Annotated in this window: 18 protein-coding genes; 9 read left to right on the forward strand and 9 right to left on the reverse strand. The window is 67.4% G+C overall.

Going from position 1 to position 18,944, the window contains the following annotated elements:
* Nucleotides 1–22: 22 nt before the first annotated feature.
* Genes MFM001_RS15500 through MFM001_RS15510 form a run of 3 tightly spaced genes read right to left on the reverse strand, consistent with a single transcriptional unit; the run spans nucleotide 23 to nucleotide 2,736 of the window.
* Nucleotides 23–682 carry a response regulator transcription factor gene (locus MFM001_RS15500; protein ID WP_045379523.1) on the reverse strand — a complete coding sequence of 220 codons (660 nt, stop codon included), beginning with the start codon at nucleotides 680–682 and terminating at the stop codon, nucleotides 23–25.
* Nucleotides 672–1,814, reverse strand: a complete 1,143-nt coding sequence (gene macS / locus MFM001_RS15505; protein WP_116376176.1) for a MacS family sensor histidine kinase — start codon at nucleotides 1,812–1,814, stop codon at nucleotides 672–674. The genes MFM001_RS15500 and macS overlap by 11 nt, the downstream gene beginning before the upstream one ends.
* Nucleotides 1,815–1,857: 43 nt before the next feature.
* Nucleotides 1,858–2,736 (reverse strand): PAC2 family protein, encoded by an 879-nt coding sequence (locus MFM001_RS15510; RefSeq protein WP_192886958.1) that lies wholly within the window; start codon nucleotides 2,734–2,736, stop codon nucleotides 1,858–1,860.
* Between the two features lie 228 nt (nucleotides 2,737–2,964).
* Here MFM001_RS15510 and metH point away from each other — a divergent pair, with 228 nt between their 5' ends.
* Nucleotides 2,965–6,699, forward strand: coding sequence for a methionine synthase (metH, locus tag MFM001_RS15515; protein WP_116376177.1), 3,735 nt, complete (start codon nucleotides 2,965–2,967; stop codon nucleotides 6,697–6,699).
* Nucleotides 6,700–6,767: 68 nt separating this feature from the next.
* Nucleotides 6,768–7,784, forward strand: a complete 1,017-nt coding sequence (locus tag MFM001_RS15520; RefSeq protein WP_116376178.1) for a cyclopropane-fatty-acyl-phospholipid synthase family protein — start codon at nucleotides 6,768–6,770, stop codon at nucleotides 7,782–7,784.
* Here the strand turns inward: MFM001_RS15520 and MFM001_RS15525 are convergent.
* Nucleotides 7,781–8,551 (reverse strand): enoyl-CoA hydratase/isomerase family protein, encoded by a 771-nt coding sequence (locus MFM001_RS15525; RefSeq protein ID WP_116376179.1) that lies wholly within the window; start codon nucleotides 8,549–8,551, stop codon nucleotides 7,781–7,783. The two genes, MFM001_RS15520 and MFM001_RS15525, sit on opposite strands and share 4 nt — an antisense overlap.
* A 23-nt stretch (nucleotides 8,552–8,574) precedes the next feature.
* Here MFM001_RS15525 and MFM001_RS15530 point away from each other — a divergent pair, with 23 nt between their 5' ends.
* Genes MFM001_RS15530 through MFM001_RS15550 form a run of 5 tightly spaced genes read left to right on the forward strand, consistent with a single transcriptional unit; the run spans nucleotide 8,575 to nucleotide 13,015 of the window.
* Nucleotides 8,575–9,978 (forward strand): sugar porter family MFS transporter, encoded by a 1,404-nt coding sequence (locus MFM001_RS15530; protein WP_116376180.1) that lies wholly within the window; start codon nucleotides 8,575–8,577, stop codon nucleotides 9,976–9,978.
* 27 nt (nucleotides 9,979–10,005) lie between these two features.
* Complete coding sequence (locus MFM001_RS15535; protein WP_116376181.1) at nucleotides 10,006–10,287, forward strand: phosphoribosyl-ATP diphosphatase; 282 nt, start codon at nucleotides 10,006–10,008, stop codon at nucleotides 10,285–10,287.
* Nucleotides 10,288–11,139, forward strand: a complete 852-nt coding sequence (hisG, locus tag MFM001_RS15540) for an ATP phosphoribosyltransferase (RefSeq protein ID WP_116376182.1) — start codon at nucleotides 10,288–10,290, stop codon at nucleotides 11,137–11,139. It begins immediately after the preceding gene.
* A 26-nt stretch (nucleotides 11,140–11,165) separates the two neighbouring features.
* Complete coding sequence (locus MFM001_RS15545) at nucleotides 11,166–11,648, forward strand: DUF4126 family protein (protein ID WP_116376183.1); 483 nt, start codon at nucleotides 11,166–11,168, stop codon at nucleotides 11,646–11,648.
* Nucleotides 11,645–13,015 (forward strand): FAD-containing oxidoreductase, encoded by a 1,371-nt coding sequence (locus MFM001_RS15550; protein ID WP_116376184.1) that lies wholly within the window; start codon nucleotides 11,645–11,647, stop codon nucleotides 13,013–13,015. Before MFM001_RS15545 ends, MFM001_RS15550 begins: the two co-directional genes overlap by 4 nt.
* Here the strand turns inward: MFM001_RS15550 and MFM001_RS15555 are convergent, their stop codons facing one another.
* Together MFM001_RS15555 and MFM001_RS15560 are read right to left on the reverse strand one after the other, a co-directional pair.
* Nucleotides 13,016–13,795 carry a thioesterase family protein gene (locus MFM001_RS15555; protein WP_116376185.1) on the reverse strand — a complete coding sequence of 260 codons (780 nt, stop codon included), beginning with the start codon at nucleotides 13,793–13,795 and terminating at the stop codon, nucleotides 13,016–13,018. It abuts the gene before it with no gap.
* Nucleotides 13,792–14,670, reverse strand: coding sequence for a RecB family exonuclease (locus MFM001_RS15560; RefSeq protein ID WP_116376186.1), 879 nt, complete (start codon nucleotides 14,668–14,670; stop codon nucleotides 13,792–13,794). Before MFM001_RS15560 ends, MFM001_RS15555 begins: the two co-directional genes overlap by 4 nt.
* Nucleotides 14,671–14,744: 74 nt before the next feature.
* Between MFM001_RS15560 and trmI the strand changes: the two genes are divergently transcribed.
* The gene (gene trmI, locus MFM001_RS15565) at nucleotides 14,745–15,572 is read left to right on the forward strand and encodes a tRNA (adenine(58)-N(1))-methyltransferase TrmI (RefSeq protein ID WP_116376187.1); all 828 of its coding nucleotides are present in this window, start codon (nucleotides 14,745–14,747) and stop codon (nucleotides 15,570–15,572) included.
* Here trmI and MFM001_RS15570 read toward each other — a convergent pair.
* From MFM001_RS15570 to MFM001_RS15580, 3 genes are read right to left on the reverse strand one after another with little or no spacing between them, the layout of a single operon-like run.
* On the reverse strand, nucleotides 15,569–15,862 hold the full coding sequence (locus MFM001_RS15570; protein ID WP_116376188.1) for a DUF503 domain-containing protein: 294 nt from the start codon (nucleotides 15,860–15,862) through the stop codon (nucleotides 15,569–15,571). The genes trmI and MFM001_RS15570 overlap by 4 nt on opposite strands.
* A gap of 1 nt (nucleotide 15,863) precedes the next feature.
* Complete coding sequence (locus MFM001_RS15575) at nucleotides 15,864–16,382, reverse strand: hypothetical protein (protein WP_238159218.1); 519 nt, start codon at nucleotides 16,380–16,382, stop codon at nucleotides 15,864–15,866.
* 44 nt (nucleotides 16,383–16,426) lie between these two features.
* Nucleotides 16,427–16,927, reverse strand: coding sequence for a hypothetical protein (locus MFM001_RS15580; RefSeq protein ID WP_192886959.1), 501 nt, complete (start codon nucleotides 16,925–16,927; stop codon nucleotides 16,427–16,429).
* Between the two features lie 146 nt (nucleotides 16,928–17,073).
* Here MFM001_RS15580 and arc point away from each other — a divergent pair, with 146 nt between their 5' ends.
* A complete protein-coding gene (gene arc, locus MFM001_RS15585) occupies nucleotides 17,074–18,900 on the forward strand; it encodes a proteasome ATPase (RefSeq protein WP_116376292.1) in 1,827 nt (608 codons plus the stop codon).
* Nucleotides 18,901–18,944: the final 44 nt, after the last annotated feature.

Here is an 18,944-nt window from a genome sequence, read left to right on the forward strand (position 1 = left end):
AGAACTACCTGATTTCAGCCCGCTATTCGTGCAAGCCGTGCTCGATGGCGTAGCGGGTCAACTCCACCCGGTTAGCGACCTGAAGCTTACGGAAAGTCGCCTGAACATGGTTTTCCACCGTGCGGTGACTCAACGACAGCCTGCCGGCGATCTGCTTGGCGGACAGCCCCTTTGCCACCAAACGCAACACCTCGGTCTCCCGCTCCGTCAGCGCCGGAGTGGCGGGGCCCGCCTGCGGAGCGCGTTGCAGGCGGCGATACTCACCCAACACCAGCCCCGCCAAACCGGGAGTGAACACCGCCCGGCCCGCCGCGGTGGCGCGCACCGCCTGCGCGAGCTCGGCGCTCGAGGCGCTCTTGACCAGATACCCCAGCGCGCCGGCCTTCACTGCCTGCAAGACATCGTCACGCTCGTCGGAGGCCGACAGCACCAGCACCCGTGACGACGGCGAGACCTCGAGCACCGCGGTGGTGGCTTGGACGCCGTCGCCGTCGGCGAGCCGCATGTCCATCAGTACAACGTCGGGTTTGACCACCGCGGCGCGCCGCCGCGCCGAGGCCACGCCGTCGGCGGTCGCGACCACGGTGAAGCCGCCCTCGGCGAGATCGCGGGCGACCGCATCGCGCCAGATCGGATGGTCGTCGACCACCATCACCGTCAACGACGCCTGTTCAGCCACCATGTCGCTCCGCCCGTGGGACCGTGAGCTCCCATTCGGTCCCTGCGCCGACATCGGTGCTCAGCTGCGCGCTGCCGCCCAGCGCGGCCAGGCGTCCCACGATGGATTTCGAGATCCCCACATGTCCTTGCCGGACCGCCTCGTCGAGTCGGCCGGCCGGGATGCCCACCCCGTCGTCGCGGACACTGACCGTCACCGCGTCCCCCAGATCCTCCAGCAGCACGAACGCCCGGGCATCCGGACCCGCATGAAAGCGCACGTTGTCCAGCGCGTTGCCGACCGCCGCGTCGAGCTCGTCGGCCACATGCCGCACCAGCGGCACCGGCGTGGCCGGCAAGCTGATCGACACCCGCTCGTCTTGCCTGCGGGTCAACAGGGTGCGGATGTCGACCGTTGTCGCGTCGCCGTCGCGCGGCAAGTCCGCCGAGGCCACCAGCCGGCGCAACGCCCGTTCCTGTTCACCCGCCAAATCCGCGAGATCGGCGGCGTCGCCGCCGATCTCGCGGCCACGCTTGGATACCAGCGCCAGCACCTGGATTACACCGTCATGAACATGACGCGACAGGCGTTCGCGTTCCTCGACCGCGACCGACAGCCGGATCGCCTGCTGCAGCTCCTCGTGGGCGCGTCGAGCAGTCTGTGCGGCCATGCCGATGGCCAACCCGAGCGCGATCTCGACAATGAGGGTGGCGTTATGGCTCATGTCCAGGGTGAAGTAATTTTTGACGGCGAAATTGGTTGCCATCACGGCCATTCCCGTCACCATGCCGCCGGCAGGGCCGAACAGCAACGCTGCAGAAATCGTCGGATTGGTCGCCCACAACGTCGTGGGCCACGTCTGGTTGTCCGACGCCCACTGCGCCGACGCCACAACCCTGTTCGAGCACATCAACAAGACCACGACCACGATCTCGGCGAGCACCCACGCCGGCCGCCGCCCAAACCCCCGCAGATAAGCGACCGCGCACACCACGCTGAACCCGAGTAGAACCGCGCACAACGCCCACGCCAGCGCGGGCCGGCGCAAATCGGCATTGACCGCGACCTGAAACCCCAACGCATACAGGCAGCTCAGCAGACGAAAGACCTGCGCCGCCCGCCACAGCGGCGCGACCGGATCGCTGCGGCTGGACATCACCGGGCCATGCCTCATCTTGTCGAGTCGCCGCAAATTGCTACTAGCGCCCGTAGCCCGGACGTCGGCGCCGCAGGTAGCGCTCGAACTCGGCCGCCAGCGCGTCGCCGTCGATCTTGCCGAGTGCCTCGTGCATGTCGACCTCGGCGTCGCCGCGCTGCTCCAAGGAGGTCACGTACTCGGCGATCTCGTCGTCCTCGGACGTCATCTCGCTGACGGCCTGCTCCCACTCCTCGGCCTGCGCCGGCAGATCGCCCAGGGGCACCTCGATGTCGAGCACATCCTCGACGCGGCGCAGCAGCGCCATCGTCGCCTTCGGGTTGGGCGGCTGCGACACGTAGTGTGGCACCGCCGCCCAGAACGTCACCGCCGGGATCCCCGCGGCAACGCACGCGTCCTGGAACACCCCGGCGATGCCCGTCGGCCCCTCGTAGCGGGTTTCCTGCAGCCCGAAGCGCAGCGCCGACTCCGGCGAGTAGGCCGCGCCGGACACCGGCACCGGCCGGGTGTGCGGCGTGTCGGCCAGCAATGCGCCCAGGATCACCACGGTGTCGACGTTGAGCTTGTCTGCGACGGCCAGCAGCTCGGCGCAGAACGTGCGCCAGCGCATGTTGGGCTCCACGCCGTTCATCAGCACGATGTCGCGGTCACTGCCGGGCGGGCGGCAGTGCGAGATTCGCATCGACGGCCACACCAGCTCCCGGGTGACGCCGTCGACCTGGCGGATCACCGGCCGGTTGACCTGGTAGTCGTAGTAGGCCTCGTCGTCGATCTCGACGATGGGCTCGGCCTCCCAGATCGCGTCCAGATGCTCGAGGGCATCGCTGGCCGCGTCGCCGGCGTCGTTCCAGCCCTCGAACGCGGCCACGACGATCGTGTTGTGCAGTTCGGGCAGCCTGTCGCTGGTATCCGGCGAGGTCACGAACTCAGCCTAAAGCCTGTGGGAAGCTGGCGACGTGGCGACAAACCGACCCAAATTGATAGACGAGCTATGCTTGTGGGGATGACTTCCACCGGGTCGAGCTGAGCTGGGGCGTCCAGGCGTCGGGTGCCGACGTAGACTTTCACCGCCGAGAGGCGTTGCAACGGATACGGGTATCCGCCACGCTCGGCAGAGTCAAGGACGCCTTCCGCTACGGAAGGAACGTACGTGAACAATTTCGCGCCGAACATCCGCCCTGACTGCACCGACGAACTGACGGCTGCTCTGCGCCAGCGGATCATCGTGATCGACGGTGCGATGGGCACGGCGATCCAGCGGGACCGGCCCGACGAGGCCGGCTACCGCGGCGACCGGTTCACCGAATGGCCGACCGCTCTTCAGGGCAACAACGACCTGCTCACCCTGACGCAGCCGCAGATCATCGAGGGGATCCACCGCGAGTACCTCGAGGCGGGCGCCGACATCCTGGAAACCAACACGTTCAACGCGAACGCGATCTCGCTCTCCGACTACGACATGGCCGACCTGGCCTACGAACTCAACTACGCCGGCGCCGCCCTGGCCCGCAAGGCCGCCGACGAGTACAGCACCCCGGAGAAGCCCCGGTACGTCGCCGGCGCAATCGGGCCGACGACGCGCACCGCGTCGATCTCGCCGGACGTCAACGACCCCGGAGCCCGCAACGTCTCCTACGACCAGCTGGTCGCCGCCTACCTGGAGGCTGCCAACGGCCTGGTCGACGGCGGCGCCGACCTGCTCATCATCGAGACGATCTTCGACTCGCTGAACGCCAAGGCGGCGGTGTTCGCCGTCGAGACGCTGTTCGAGGACCGCGGACGCCGCTGGCCGGTCATCATCTCGGGCACCATCACCGACGCCTCGGGGCGGACGTTGTCGGGTCAGGTCACCGAGGCGTTCTGGAACTCGATCCGGCACGCCAAACCGATCGCGGTCGGCCTCAACTGCGCCCTGGGCGCGCCGGAGATGAGGCCGTACATCGCCGAGATGTCGCGGATCGCAGACACTTTCGTCTCCTGCTATCCAAATGCCGGGCTGCCCAACGCCTTCGGCGAGTACGACGAGACCCCGGAGCGTCAGGCCGGCTACATCGCCGACTTCGCCGAGGCCGGGCTGGTCAACATCGTCGGCGGTTGCTGCGGAACCGCGCCTCCGCACATCGCCGAGATCGCCAAGGTCGTCGAGGGCAAGCCGCCGCGCGAGGTGCCGAAAATCGATGTGGCCACCCGGCTTTCAGGCCTGGAGCCGCTCAACATCACCGACGACTCCCTGTTCGTGAACATCGGTGAGCGCACCAACATCACCGGCTCAGCCCGGTTCCGCAACCTGATCAAGGCCGAGGACTACGACACCGCGCTGTCGGTCGCCCTGCAGCAGGTCGAGGCCGGTGCGCAGGTCATCGACATCAACATGGACGAGGGCATGATCGACGGCGTCGCCGCGATGGACCGGTTCACCAAGCTCGTCGCCGCCGAGCCGGACATCAGCCGCGTCCCGGTGATGATCGACTCCTCCAAGTGGGAGGTCATCGAGGCGGGCCTGAAGAACGTGCAGGGCAAGCCGATTGTCAACTCGATCTCCCTGAAGGAGGGCGAGGAGAAGTTCATCCGCGAAGCCCGGCTGTGCCGCAAGTACGGCACCGCCGTCGTCGTGATGGCCTTCGACGAGCAGGGCCAAGCCGACAACCTGGAACGCCGCAAGCAGATCTGCGGGCGTGCCTACCGGATCCTGACCGAAGAGGTCGGCTTCCCGCCCGAGGACATCATCTTCGACCCGAACTGCTTCGCGCTGGCAACCGGTATCGAGGAGCACGCAACCTACGGGATCGACTTCATCGAGGCCTGCGCCTGGATCAAGGAAAACCTTCCGGGAGTGCACATCTCCGGCGGCATCTCCAACGTGTCGTTCTCGTTCCGCGGCAACAACCCCGTCCGCGAGGCCATCCACGCGGTGTTCCTGTTCCACGCCATCAAGGCGGGCCTGGACATGGGCATCGTCAACGCGGGCGCGCTGGTGCCCTACGACTCGATCGACCCCGAATTGCGCGAGCGCATCGAGGACGTCGTGCTGAACCGCCGCGAGGACGCGGCCGAACGGCTGCTGGAGATCGCCGAGCGGTTCAACAAGTCGGAGAAGTCTGACGACGCGGCTGCCGCCGAGTGGCGCGGTCTCCCGGTGCGCGAGCGGATTACGCACGCCCTGGTCAAGGGGATCGACGCCCACGTCGACGAGGACACCGAGGAGCTGCGGGCCGAGATCTCCGCGGCGGGTGGCCGCCCGATCGAGGTGATCGAGGGCCCGCTGATGGACGGCATGAACGTCGTCGGCGACCTGTTCGGCTCGGGCAAGATGTTTTTGCCCCAGGTGGTGAAGTCGGCCCGGGTGATGAAGAAGGCCGTCGCGTACCTGCTGCCGTTCATCGAGGCGGAGAAGCAGCCGGGTGACTCCAAGGACACCAACGGCACCATCGTGATGGCGACCGTGAAGGGCGACGTCCACGACATCGGCAAGAACATCGTCGGAGTTGTGTTGCAGTGCAACAACTTCGAAGTGATCGACCTCGGGGTGATGGTGCCCGCCGAGAAGATCCTCGCCGCGGCGAACGAGCACGACGCCGACATGATCGGCCTGTCCGGCCTGATCACCCCGTCGCTGGACGAGATGTCCAACTTCGCCGCCGAGATGGAACGCGAGGGTCTGCAGATCCCGCTGCTGATCGGTGGCGCGACCACCTCGCGCGCGCACACGGCCGTGAAGATATCGCCGCGGCGCAGCGGTCCGGTGGTCTGGGTCAAAGACGCCTCCCGCTCGGTGCCGGTCGCCGCGGCGCTCCTCGACGACAAGCAGCGTCCGGCCCTGCTGGAGGCCACCGAGAAGGACTACGCATCGCTGCGCGAACGGCACTCGCAAAAGAACGAGCGGCCGATGCTGACGCTGGAAAAAGCCCGCGCCAACCGGACGCCGATCGAGTGGGACGGCTACACGCCGCCGGTGCCCGCCCAGGGTCTCGGCGTGCGGGAGTTTCACGATTACGACCTTGCCGAGTTGCGCGAATACATCGACTGGCAGCCGTTCTTCAATGCCTGGGAGATGAAGGGCCGCTTCCCCGACATCCTCAACAACCCCGCCACGGGCGAGGCTGCCCGCAAGCTGTACGACGACGCCCAGGAGATGCTGGACACCCTGATCAAGGAGAAGTGGCTGACTGCCAACGCGGTGATCGGGTTCTTCCCGGCGAACGCCGTCGGCCCGGGTTTTGAAGACATCGAGGTCTACACCGACGACACCCGCACCGAGGTGCTGACCACGTTGCACAACCTGCGCCAGCAAGGCGAGCACCGGGAAGGCATCCCCAACCGCTCGCTGGGCGACTACGTCGCCCCCAAAGAAACGGGTCTGGCGGACTACGTCGGCGCGTTCGCCGTCACCGCGGGGCTCGGCAGCGGCGAGAAGATCGCGGAGTTCAAGGCCGCCCTCGACGACTACAGCGCGATCCTGCTGGAGTCGATCGCCGACCGGCTGGCAGAGGCGTTCGCCGAACGGATGCACCAACGGGTCCGCAAGGAGTTCTGGGGATACCAGCCGGACGAGCAGCTGGACAACGACGCACTGATCGACGAGAAGTACGTGGGAATCCGCCCTGCACCCGGCTACCCGGCCTGCCCGGAGCACACCGAGAAGGCGACGCTGTGGAAGTTGATGGACGTCCATGAGCGCACCGGTATCGAGTTGACCGAGTCGATGGCGATGTGGCCCGGCGCCGCCGTCAGCGGGTGGTACTTCTCGCACCCGCAGTCGCAGTACTTCGTGGTCGGCAGGATGGCCCAGGACCAGGTCGCCGACTACGCGAAGCGCAAGGGCTGGACCCTCAAGGAAGCCGAGCGCTGGCTGAGCTCCAATCTCGCCTACAACCCGGAGGACTGAGGCTGGCCGTGGCGATCGCAAGCTCGGCGCAGCCGGGCGCGGCGGGTCGCCACCATAGGAGGAGCGGCATGCAGGCACCGTGGTGGCTTCCCCCGACGGAGGCGGTGAAGAATCTGCGCGCCACGTTGGGGCTGCTCGCCGACTCACGTGGGCTCAGTCGCATTCGCTTTCTCGGCGCGGCCGAGCGAATCGGTTTGATTGCGGCACTGCGGAAGCCGGCGACCGTCGACGAGCTCAAACAGAGCCTGGGCATCGCCGACGTCGGCTTGCTCACGGGATTGCTCGACGTCGGTGTCGCGATCGGGGAACTGCGATGCCGCAAGGGCCGTTATCGCCTCAAAGGCAACCGAATTCGCGCTTTGGCGTCGCGCGACGGCGAGGGTCTCCGCGGGTTCACCGCGGAGCTGGCGGACTACCGCGGCGATGTCTATCGCGACCTGCCGGCGCGGCTACAGTCCGGCGAACGTGGCCCATACCTCGACGAATACGACGAGGTGGTCGCACGGGGTTCACGGCTGGTCGAACCCTTCATCGCCCGCTTCGTCCGCCGAGTCGTCGAAGGCGGGTCCGCTCAAGCAATGCTGGAAATCGGTTGCGGCACAGGCATATACGTTCGACACGCGGCAGAGGCGTGCCCGCAGCTGTCGGCGGTCGCCATCGACCTATCGGAACGCGTCGTCGCGCTTGCGTCGGGCAACCTGGCGGCGTGGGGACTAGCCGGCCGATGCAGGGTTCTGCATGCGGACATTCGTGACTCGAACCTCGCGGAGCTCGACGGCCCGTTCGACCTGATCACCCTGCACAACAACATCTACTACTTCCCGCCAGCAGAGTGGCGCACCTTGCTTGCGGATCTGCGAGGACGCCTTACGCCAACCGGCCGGCTGGTACTGACCTCGATGTTCGCCGGAAATTCGCTCTCCGCAACGGAATTGGATCTTGTCCTGCGTGCGACGGCGGGCTGTTGGCCGCTGCCAGAGCGCACCGAACTCGTCCACGCGCTCACCGACGCCGGCTACCGCGGCGCCGCGTTCCACCGGCTGCTTGCCACCGATCCGCTGTTCGGCGTCGTCGCCGAGCGCTAGCCGCGGCCCAGACGCCTCAGATACGCCTCCGCGGCGGCACGCGATTCGGGATCACCCAGCGCGGTCACCAGCGAGTCGGCGTCGTTCCAGGCGCGGGCGGTGCCGACCATGCCTTCGGTGACCGCGTTCGTGTGCCGCTTGGTCGCGGTCAGGGTCAGCGCCGACTTGTCGACCAGCACGCCGACCAGCTCGTCGACCGCTGCGTCGAGCTCGGCGGCGGGAACCACGCTGTTCAGGAAGCCCGCCGTCAACGCCTCCGCGGCGCCGAACGGTCGGCACGTCATCACCAGCTCCTTGGTCCGGGCCGGGCCGACCTCGCGCACCAGCCGGGGGATCCCGCCCCAGGCCAGCGGGATGCCCAGGTCGACCTCGGGAATGGAGAAGCGGGCGTCGTCCGCGGCGATCCGCAGATCGCAGGCCGCGGCCAGCACCACCGCGCCGCCGACGCAGTGGCCGTGGATCCGGGCGACGGTCACCGCCCGCATCGCCTCGATCGCATCGGCCATCCGCCGTCCGGCGTCGGCCGCCTCACGCGGCGGCGGGCCACCCTCGGCGGCGAACGACGCGAGATCGGCTCCGGCGCTGAACGCCCGGCCCCGCCCGGAGATCACCACCACCTTCACTCCGGGCCGGGCGTCGAGGTGGCGCGCGGCCTCCACCAGCTCGGTCAGGGTGGTGGTGGAAAGCGGGTTCAGCTTGTCCGGCCGGTTCAGCGTGATAGCCGCCCGGGCACCGTCGACGGCGACCTCGATCTCGGAGAAGTTCATGCCACACCGTACGTTGGAACCTCGTGAGAAATGACGTGACCGTCCGTGCTGTTCGATTTGCGTCGGCGGCCGCGATCGGCGGGCTGCTGTTCGGCTACGACGTTTCGGTGACCAACGGCGCAGTGAGAGCGCTGCAGGCCGACTTCCAGATCGGCAACGCCGTCCTCGGCTTCGCGGCTGCCTCGGGACTGCTCGGGGCCGCAGTGGGAGCGACGACCGCCGGACGCATCGCCGACCGCACCGGCCGCCTGGCGATGATGCGGCTGGCCGCCGCGCTGTTCTTCGCCTGCGGGCTGGGCACCGGGCTGGCGAGCAGCATCTGGATGTTCATCGCCTTCCACGTCGTGGGCGGTCTCGGCGTCGGCGTCGCGTCCGTGATCGGACCGGCGTACATCGCCGAGATATCGCCACCGGACATCCGCGGCAGGCTCGGCTCGTTGCAGCAACTCGCGATCGTGTTGGGCATCTTTCTGTCGCTGGCGGTGAACTGGCTGCCGTTTCACATCGCGGGCGGCTCTCGCGGCGAACTGTGGCTGGGCATGGCCGCCTGGCGCTGGACATTCCTCGGGGAGATGGTGCCGGCCGTCGTCTACGGCGTGCTGGCCTTCACGATCCCCGAGTCACCGCGCTACCTCATTGCCTCCCATCGGATTCCGGAAGCCCGTCGAGTGCTCTGCGGGCTGCTCGACGAACGTGACGTGGAGCCCACCGTGACCCGGATCGTCGACACGCTGCAGCGCGAAACACCGCCGTCCTGGCGTGACCTGCGCAAGCCGACCGGCGGCCTCTACGGCATCGTGTGGGTGGGCCTGGGTGTGGCGTGCTTTCAGCAGCTCGTCGGCATCACGGTGATCTTCTTCTACTCCGATGTGCTCTGGGAGCACGTGGGATTCGGCGAAGGCTGGTCGTTCACGATCGCCCTGGCCACCTCGGTGGTCAACGTGATCATCACCCTGATCGCGATCGCGTTGATCGACAAGGTCGGCCGCAAGCCGCTGCTGCTGGGCGGTTCGGCGGGCATGGCCGTGATGCTGGCCACACTGACCGTGATCTTCGCCAGCGCGCCGGTCGTCGGCGGCAAGCCGCATCTCGCCGGCGCTTCCGCAGTGATCGCGCTGATCGCCGCGAACCTCTTCGTGGTCGCGTTCGGCGTGTCGTGGGGGCCGATCCTGTGGGTGCTGCTGGGCGAGATGTTCCCCAACCGCATCCGGGCCGCCGCGGCGGGACTGGCGGCCACCGCGCAGTGGATCACCAACGCCACCATCGCCGTGACTTTCCCGGCGCTGCGGCACATGCTCGGCTTCGCCTACGGCTTCTACACGCTGTGCGCGGTGCTGTCGTTCGTGTTCGTGTGGCGATGGGTCCGCGAAACCAACGGCGTGGCCTTAGAAGACATGCACGCCGACGCCTTGCACGAGCACAACTGAAACTGCCGTGACTTTGCTGAGCGCCGCATGAAACAATCGCTGGCCGTGAAGACCTTCGACGATCTGTTCGCCGTACTCGGCGAGCGCGCCCGCGTCAGGCCGCCCGGCAGCAGCACGGTGGCCGCGCTGGACAGCGGGGTGCACGCCATCGGCAAGAAGATCCTCGAAGAGGCCGGCGAAGTCTGGCTGGCGGCCGAACACGAACCCGACGACGCCCTCGCCGAGGAGATCAGCCAATTGCTCTACTGGACGCAGGTGCTGATGATCGCGCGCGGGCTCTCGCTCGACGACGTGTATCGGAAGCTGTAGATGCTGCGCGTCGCCGTTCCCAACAAGGGGGCACTCAGTGAGCCGGCCGCCGAGATCCTCGCCGAGGCCGGATACCGTCGTCGCACCGATCCCAAGGACCTGACCGTCCTCGACCCGGTGAACAACGTCGAGTTCTTCTTCCTGCGCCCCAAGGACATCGCGATCTATGTCGGGTCGGGGGATCTCGACTTCGGGATCACCGGACGGGATTTGGCTCGTGAGTCCGAGGCGCCGGTGGCCGAACGCCTGTCGCTGGGCTTCGGCTCGTCGAGTTTCCGTTACGCCGCGCCCGCCGGCCGGGACTGGACCACGGCCGATCTGGCCGGCCGGCGGATCGCCACCGCCTACCCGAACCTGGTACGAAAAGATCTGGCCACCAAGGGAATCGAAGCCACCGTGATCCGCCTCGACGGCGCGGTGGAGATCTCCGTGCAACTGGGTGTGGCCGATGCGATCGCCGACGTGGTGGGCTCCGGACGAACCCTGAGCCTGCACGACCTGGCGGCCTTCGGTGAGCCGCTGTGTGATTCGGAGGCGGTGCTGATCGAGCGAGCCGACGCCGCCGAGCATCCCAATCCCGCCCGCGACCAGCTGGTGGCCCGGGTGCAGGGCGTGGTGTTCGGTCAGCAGTATCTGATGCTGGACTACGACTGCCCGCGTTCTGTCCTGGACAACGCCACGTCGATCACGCCGGGCCTGGAGTCGCCGACGATCGCCCCGCTGGCCGACCCGGATTGGGTGGCGGTTCGGGCGCTGGTGCCACGCCGCGACGTCAACGCGATCATGGACGAGCTCGCCGCGATCGGGGCCAAGGCGATCCTGGCCTCCGACATCCGGTTCTGCCGATTCTGATCTCGGCGGATGCTAGCGTCCTCGCCATGACGACCCACGTCCTTGTCCTGGTACTCGCTCTGCTGATCGGCGTCGTCGCCGGGTTGCGTTCGCTGACAGCCCCCGCTGTGGTCGCATGGGCGGCGCTGCTCGACTGGATCAACATGGACGGGACGTGGGCCTCGTGGGTCGGCCATCCGGTGACCGTCGCGGTGCTGACCATTTTGGCGATCCTCGAACTGGTCGCCGACAAGCTTCCGGCGACACCGAGCCGCACCGCCGCGATTGGGTTCGTCGCCCGGATTGTCTTGGGCGCGTTCGCCGGTGCCGTCATCGGCACGGCATGGGGTTATCGGTGGAGTTCGCTCGGCGCCGGCGCGGTCGGCGCAGTCCTTGGCACTCTCGGCGGCTATGAAGCCCGCACCAGGCTGGGCACCGCGCACGGTCACGACCTGCCGATCGCACTGCTCGAAGACACGGTCGCGGTACTCGGCGGATTCGCCATCGCGGTGACGACAGCCGTGCTGTGACAAGCCATTTCGACGCAATTGTGGTGGGCGCCGGCCAGGCCGGACCGCCGCTGGCAGGCCGGCTGACTGAGGCCGGACACCGTGTCGCGGTAGTGGAGCGAAAACTGATCGGCGGCACCTGCGTCAACACCGGCTGCATTCCCACCAAGACGTTGGTGGCCAGCGCGCATGCGGCCCACCTGGCCCGCCGCGGAGCCGACTACGGCGTCGGCACCGGATCGGTCAGCGTGGACATGGGATTAGTCAAAGCGCGCAAAGACGACATCATGCTCAAGGACCGCAAAGGTGTCGAGGACTGGCTAGCCGGTATGCACGGCTGCACGGTCATTCGCGGCCACGCCCGCTTCACCGATCCGCACACGCTGCGGGTCGGCGATGAACTGCTGCACGCAGACCGCATCTTTCTCAACCTCGGCGGCCGTGCTGTCGTCCCGGACATCGCCGGGCTTTCCGACGTCGAATTCCTCACCAACACCTCGATCCTCGAACTCGATGTGTTGCCGGACCATCTGGTGATCATCGGGGGCAGCTACATCGCGCTCGAATTCGCGCAGATGTACCGCCGGTTCGGCGCCGCGGTGACGGTTATCGAGAAGGGCCCGCGACTGGCGTCGCGCGAGGACGACGACGTCTCCGCCGCCATCCGGTCGATCCTGGAAAACGAAGGCATCGACGTCGTCGTCAACGCCGACGACATCCGGATCACCAAGCTGGACACCGGTTTTGAGCTGACGCCGCGGGCCGATGCACAACCGGTCACCGGCAGCCATCTACTGGTCGCCGTGGGGCGACGGCCCAACACCGACGACCTCGGCCTCGAGCATGCCGGCGTGCAGACCGACGCCCGCGGATACATCACCGTCGACGACCAGCTCAAGACTAATGTGGATCACATCTGGGCGATGGGCGACTGCAACGGCAAAGGCGCGTTCACCCACACCTCCTACAACGATTTCGAGATCGTCGCGGCCAATTTGCTCGACGGCGACCCGCGCCGGGTCAGCGACCGCATCCCCACCTATGCGCTCTACATCGACCCGCCGCTGGGCCGCGCCGGCATGAGCGTCGAGCAGGTGCGCGCGTCGGGCCGGCCGGCGCTGATCGGCCAGCGGCCGATGACCCGAGTCGGCAGGGCGGTGGAAAAGGGTGAGACACAAGGCTTTATGAAAGTCCTCGTCGACGCCGACACGAAACAGATTCTGGGAGCGGCCATCCTCGGCGTCGGCGGCGACGAGATCATCCACGCCATCCTCGATGTGATGTCCGCAAAGGCGCCCTACACCACCTTGTCGCGCACCATGCACATTCATCCGACGGTCAGCGAGCTGATACCCACGATGCTGCAGGAGATGTCGCCGCTGGAGTAGTCAACGACGTTGCACCAGAAGCGTTTGCGCCGACGTCCCGACAAAACCGTTGCGGTCGAAGATCTCCGCAGTGGTCACCCCGATCCCGTCGGGTCCGATCGAGCCGCGCGCCCGCAACGCAAAATCACTGCCGTGCGGGACCCGATGCAGATGCACCACAGTATCGGTGTTCATGAACGTGAACCGCTCCGGGTGCAGGGCAGCGCCGACGCCGTTGGCGGAGTCGACGACCATGGCCAAGTTCTGCAGCGGCGTGGCGTCCTCGCTGTCCACCACATGTACCAGTGGGCGCAGCCACCACACCGCCGCGCCGGTCGGGTCGTCTGGTTGCGGGCGCCAATCGATGGACTTCAGATATCCGCCGACGTTCCACCAATACGACGGCTGCGGTTTGGCTGGGCCTTCCACTATCGGCGGGTAGCGGTCGGTGGCCACGTCGGCGGTGTCGGTGGTGGCTAGCGCCCACGCGCCGAGTCGCGCCACCGCGCGGTCGCCGTGCCGCATTTCGGCCGCCAGCAACGAGATTCGCTTGCCGGGCCGCTCGACCCAGGCCCGCACCGAAACGGGCGCCACCGGAATGACCCCGAGGATGTCGAGACACAGCCGGCCGATCCGCAGCGGCGAACCCGTCAGCCGTTCTTCGATCGCTTTGGTCAGCAGCGCCAGCGGCGGTGAGCCGTGCTGAAGATCGGCCGCCCAGTTGCTGCGCGTGAAGTCGGTGGATTCAAACTGCACGACCTCGCCGTCGGCGCCGAGCCGACGGTAGTGGCAACCGATCACGCCGCCGGATCCGCGCGATGCAGAACGGCGTCGGGATCGCCCTCGTCGGGATGATCCGGCCAGCCCGGGTAGGGCGGCGGCGTTCCGCCGTAGACCGGGCAGTGCGCCTGGTGTGGGCACCAGTCGCACAGCCGCGACGGGCGTGGCCGGAAATCGCCTGTGGCGCCAGCGGATTGGATTGCCCGCCAGATCGCGATCAGCGTCTTCTCGAAGCGCAGCAGCTCGTCTTCGTCGGGGGAGTAGTCCAGCAGCTGCCCGTCGGCCAGGTAGACCAGGCGCAGCCGGGTGGGCAGCACACCCCGTGAGCGCAACAGCGCCACCGCATAGAACTTCATCTGGAACAGCGCCTTGAACTCGGCAAGCGCACGGGCTTCCGGTGGCGCCTTACCGGTCTTGTAATCCACCACCCGCAGCTCGCCGGTGGGCGCGACGTCGATCCGGTCGATGAACCCGCGCAGCAGCGTCCCGTCGGCCAGTTCGACCTCGACCCGCTGCTCGCAACTTTGCGGATCGAACCGCGTCGGATCCTCCAGCCGGTAATAGCCCGACAGTAACGCGCGGGCTTCGTCCAGCAGTTCGGCCAGCTGTGCCGCGTCCAATTCGGCGGCCAGCGTGGGTTCCTCGGCTAGCAGCTGCTCCCACGCCGGGCCCACCAGTGCGCGGGCGGTGTCGGGGACGCGTTGCGGCGCCGGCAGACCGTAGAGCCGTTCCAGCGCGGCGTGCACCAGCGACCCCCGCAGTTGCGCGGTGGACGGCGGCTCGGGCAGCCGGTCGATCGCCCGGAAGCGATACAGCAGCGGGCACTGTTTGAAGTCGGCCGCCCGCGACGGCGACAAAGCTGGTTTTGAAGCCGGCCGCGACCGCTCACCGCTCATACCCGCAGCCTAGGGGCCACCTACGACAACCCCGCGCATCGGCGTCGGCGCGTCTGCTGGCAGGCTAGACTGCTGTGTCCGCAAGCGGTCCGTTCAGCGTCGGTGATCGCGTTCAACTCACCGACGCCAAGGGCCGGCATTACACGATGCTGCTGAGCCCCGGCGGCGAATTCCACACGCACCGCGGGGCGATCGCACACGACACCGTGATCGGGCTGCCCGAAGGCAGCGTGGTCAAATCCACCAACGGCGACCCGTTCCTGGTGCTGCGCCCGTTGTTGGTCGACTACGTGATGTCGATGCCCCGCGGCGCGCAGGTGGTGTACCCGAAGGACGCCGCGCAGATCGTGCACGAGGGCGACATCTTTCCCGGCGCGCGGGTGCTGGAGGCGGGCGCCGGCTCGGGCGCGCTGACGTGCTCGCTGCTGCGCGCGGTCGGGCCGGCCGGGCAGGTGATCTCCTACGAGGTGCGCCCCGACCACGCCGACCACGCGCGCCGCAACGTGGAGACGTTCGTCGGCGACACGCCGGACAACTGGCGGCTGGTCATCGCCGACCTCGCCGACTGCGACCTGCCCGACGGCTCGGTCGACCGGGTGGTGCTCGACATGCTGGCGCCGTGGGATGTGCTCGACGCGGTGTCGCGGGTGCTGATCCCCGGCGGTGTGCTGATGATCTACGTCGCCACCGTCACCCAGCTGTCGAAGACCGTGGAGGCGCTGCGCGAACAGCAATGCTGGACCGAGCCGCGGGCGTGGGAGACGCTGCAAAGAGGTTGGAACGTCGTCGGTCTGGCCGTGCGGCCGCAGCACAACATGCGCGGCCACACCGCGTTCCTGGTGTCGGCGCGCCGGCTGGCGCCCGGCACGGTGACGCCGACTCCGTTGCGCCGCAAGCGTTAGTCGTCGCTGCGCTGCAGCCCGCGCCGCACCGACAGCAATTCGAACTCCGGATGCGCGGCCACCATGCGTTCGGCCGCATCGAGCACCTCGACGGCGTGATGCCGGTCGGCCGAGGCCATCGCCACCCCGATTCCGGCACGCCGGTACAGATCCTGCGACCCCGTCTCGGCCGCCGACACGCTGAGCTTGCGTTGCAACTCCGCCACCACCGGGCGGATCACCGACCGCTTCTGCTTGAGCGAGCGCACGTCGCCGAGCAGCACGTCGAACTCCAGCCAACCGATCCACATGTCAAGGAGTCGGTGTCGGGGAGGCCCCGCTTTGCGCGGTGCCGAAGGCGAGCAGCGTCTCCGCGGTGCGCTGCGAGAGCTGCCAGCCACCCTGGTAGGGCTTGAACTCCATCGGAAACGAGAACCCGGGCGCACCGGGATTGGGGGTGCTGACGTCGACGGTGGCGACGACGTCTCCGGGATTGCGGTCCGACCACGCGATGTCATGCGCCTCAAAGGTCATCGGCGCATAGCCGCCGCCCAGCAACGCGTTGGCGAATTTGTCCAGAGCCGCGGCGTTGTCGGGCGTTGCGCCCTCGACGAGGCCCAGCTTCTGGGCACCGGGCACGCCCGGGTCGGCGAGGCGGTACAGCACGTCGGTGAGCGCCTCGGGCGCCGGTACCGGCGCGCTCTGCGGCGCCGCCGGCGTGGCTGGTGCAGCCTCGGCAGGAGACGACGACGCCGCGGGGGCGGGAGTGCCCGAACCGCCGCTCGAACACCCCGACAGCCCGAGCGCCGCCACGATCGCGGCGGCGCTCACGGCTGCGCGGAGGTGCCTGGAAACCGGCACAGCACCAGCAGCGGTCAGCCCGCGGATTGGATTTGCTGCACCAGCGTCATCGCCGAGGCTCGGGACAGCTTCCAGGTGCCCTGGTTGACGAACGTGATGTTCTGCGTGGTCGGCGCCAGGGTCGGACCCGAAGCGGTGATGTCGGCCGACGCCGCGCCCGGGCCGGCCGGTGCGATGTTGGCCACCTGGAACGTCAGTGGCAAGGAACCGTGCTGTGCAGCCTGCTGCAGCTTGCGGTCGGCAATGCGGCCCTCGACCCCGCCGACGCCGCCCTCCACCAGATAGCCCTTGCTCGCGAACGGAACACCCGGGTTCTGCAAGCCGTTGAGGACACTGATCAACTGGTCGGGAGTCGGCACATCCGTCGCCGGATCGAGCGGCATCGGCACCCCGAATACCACGGGCACTACTTGCGACGCGGCCGGGGTAACGGATGCAATAGATGTCACACCGGCGGCCGCGGCACCGATCGCGGCGACGACTGCGGCACCTGTGGCTAGGGATTTCACGGTCACGAATGTCCTCTCGATTAGGCCAGATCGGTGTCATGTTAACGCTGTTGCCAGCGCGCCCCATTTCGAGTTCACGCATGAATCCGAAATCGCCGGTAGCGTTGAAGTATCCGCCGTGCCACATTTCCGGTGCGGGAAAGGAGCGCAACATGGGTGAGTCAGAGCGTGAAGCGTTCGGAAGCCCTCGCGAACAAGACCTGTCCAGCGAAGATGCCGCCGAGCTGGAGGAGTTGCGGCGTGAGGCCTCGATACTGCGCGAGCAGTTAGAGGGCGCGGTCGGGCCGCAAAGTGCCGCGCGCAATGCCCGCGATGTGCACCAGCTCGAAGCACGCATCGACTCGCTTGCGGCACGTAATTCCAAGCTGATGGAAACTCTCAAGGAGGCGCGTCAGCAGCTGTTGGCGCTGCGCGAGGAGGTCGACCGGCTCGGCCAGCCCCCGAGCGGATACGGCGTGCTGCTGGCCACGCATGACGACGACACCGTCGACGTGTTCACCTCCGGCCGCAAGATGCGGTTGACCTGCTCACCCAACATCGATGTCAAGTTGCTCAAGAAAGGGCAGACGGTTCGGCTCAACGAGGCGTTAACTGTCGTCGAGGCCGGGACCTACGAATCGGTCGGCGAGATCTCGACCTTGCGGGAGATCCTGGCCGACGGTCACCGGGCGCTGGTCGTCGGGCACGCCGACGAGGAGCGCATCGTCTGGCTCGCCGAGCCGCTGGTGGCTGAAGACCTGCCCGAAGGGATTCCCGACGCGCTGGCCGACGACACCCGGCCGCGCAGACTGCGGCCCGGTGACTCGCTGCTGGTCGACACCAAGGCCGGGTATGCGTTCGAACGCATCCCGAAGGCCGAGGTCGAAGATCTGGTGCTCGAGGAAGTGCCGGATGTCAGCTACGAGGACATCGGTGGCCTGACCCGTCAGATCGAGCAGATCCGCGACGCGGTGGAGTTGCCGTTCCTGCACAAGGAGCTCTACAAGGAGTATGCGCTGCGTCCGCCCAAGGGTGTGCTGCTCTACGGGCCGCCCGGCTGCGGTAAAACGTTGATTGCCAAGGCCGTTGCCAACTCGCTGGCCAAGAAGATGGCCGAGGTCCGCGGCGACGACGCGCGCGAGGCCAAGTCCTACTTCCTCAACATCAAAGGCCCCGAGCTGCTGAACAAGTTCGTCGGCGAGACCGAGCGGCACATCCGGCTGATCTTCCAGCGCGCGCGGGAGAAGGCGTCCGAGGGCACCCCGGTGATCGTGTTCTTCGACGAGATGGACTCGATCTTCCGCACCCGCGGCACCGGCGTCTCCTCCGACGTCGAGACCACGGTGGTTCCCCAGCTGCTGTCCGAGATCGACGGGGTGGAGGGCCTGGAGAACGTCATCGTGATCGGCGCGTCCAACCGCGAGGACATGATTGACCCGGCGATCCTGCGGCCCGGCCGCCTGGACGTCAAGATCAAGATCGAGCGGCCGGATGCCGAAGCGGCACAGGACATCTTCTCCAAGTACCTCACCGAGGAGCTTCCGGTGCACGCCGACGACCTCGCGGAGTTCGGCGGCGACCGCTCGGCATGCATCAAGGCGATGATCGAGAAGGTTGTCGACAGGATGTACGCCGAGATCGACGACAACCGGTTCCTGGAGGTCACCTATGCCAACGGTGACAAAGAAGTCATGTACTTCAAGGACTTCAACTCCGGGGCGATGATCCAGAACGTCGTCGACCGCGCGAAGAAGAACGCGATCAAGTCGGTGCTAGAGACCGGTCAGCCCGGTCTGCGCATCCAGCATCTGCTCGACTCGATCGTCGACGAGTTCGCCGAGAACGAGGACCTGCCCAACACCACCAATCCCGATGACTGGGCACGGATCTCGGGCAAGAAGGGCGAGCGGATCGTCTACATCCGCACGCTGGTCACCGGCAAGAGCTCGAGTGCCAGCAGGGCCATCGACACGGAATCCAACCTCGGCCAGTACCTGTAGCTCTCGGCCGTCGCCGCGAGCGTGCGTGGTTGTACGCCGACACG

The sequence above is a fragment of the Mycobacterium sp. MFM001 genome (assembly GCF_003402475.1).
GTDB lineage: Bacteria > Actinomycetota > Actinomycetes > Mycobacteriales > Mycobacteriaceae > Mycobacterium.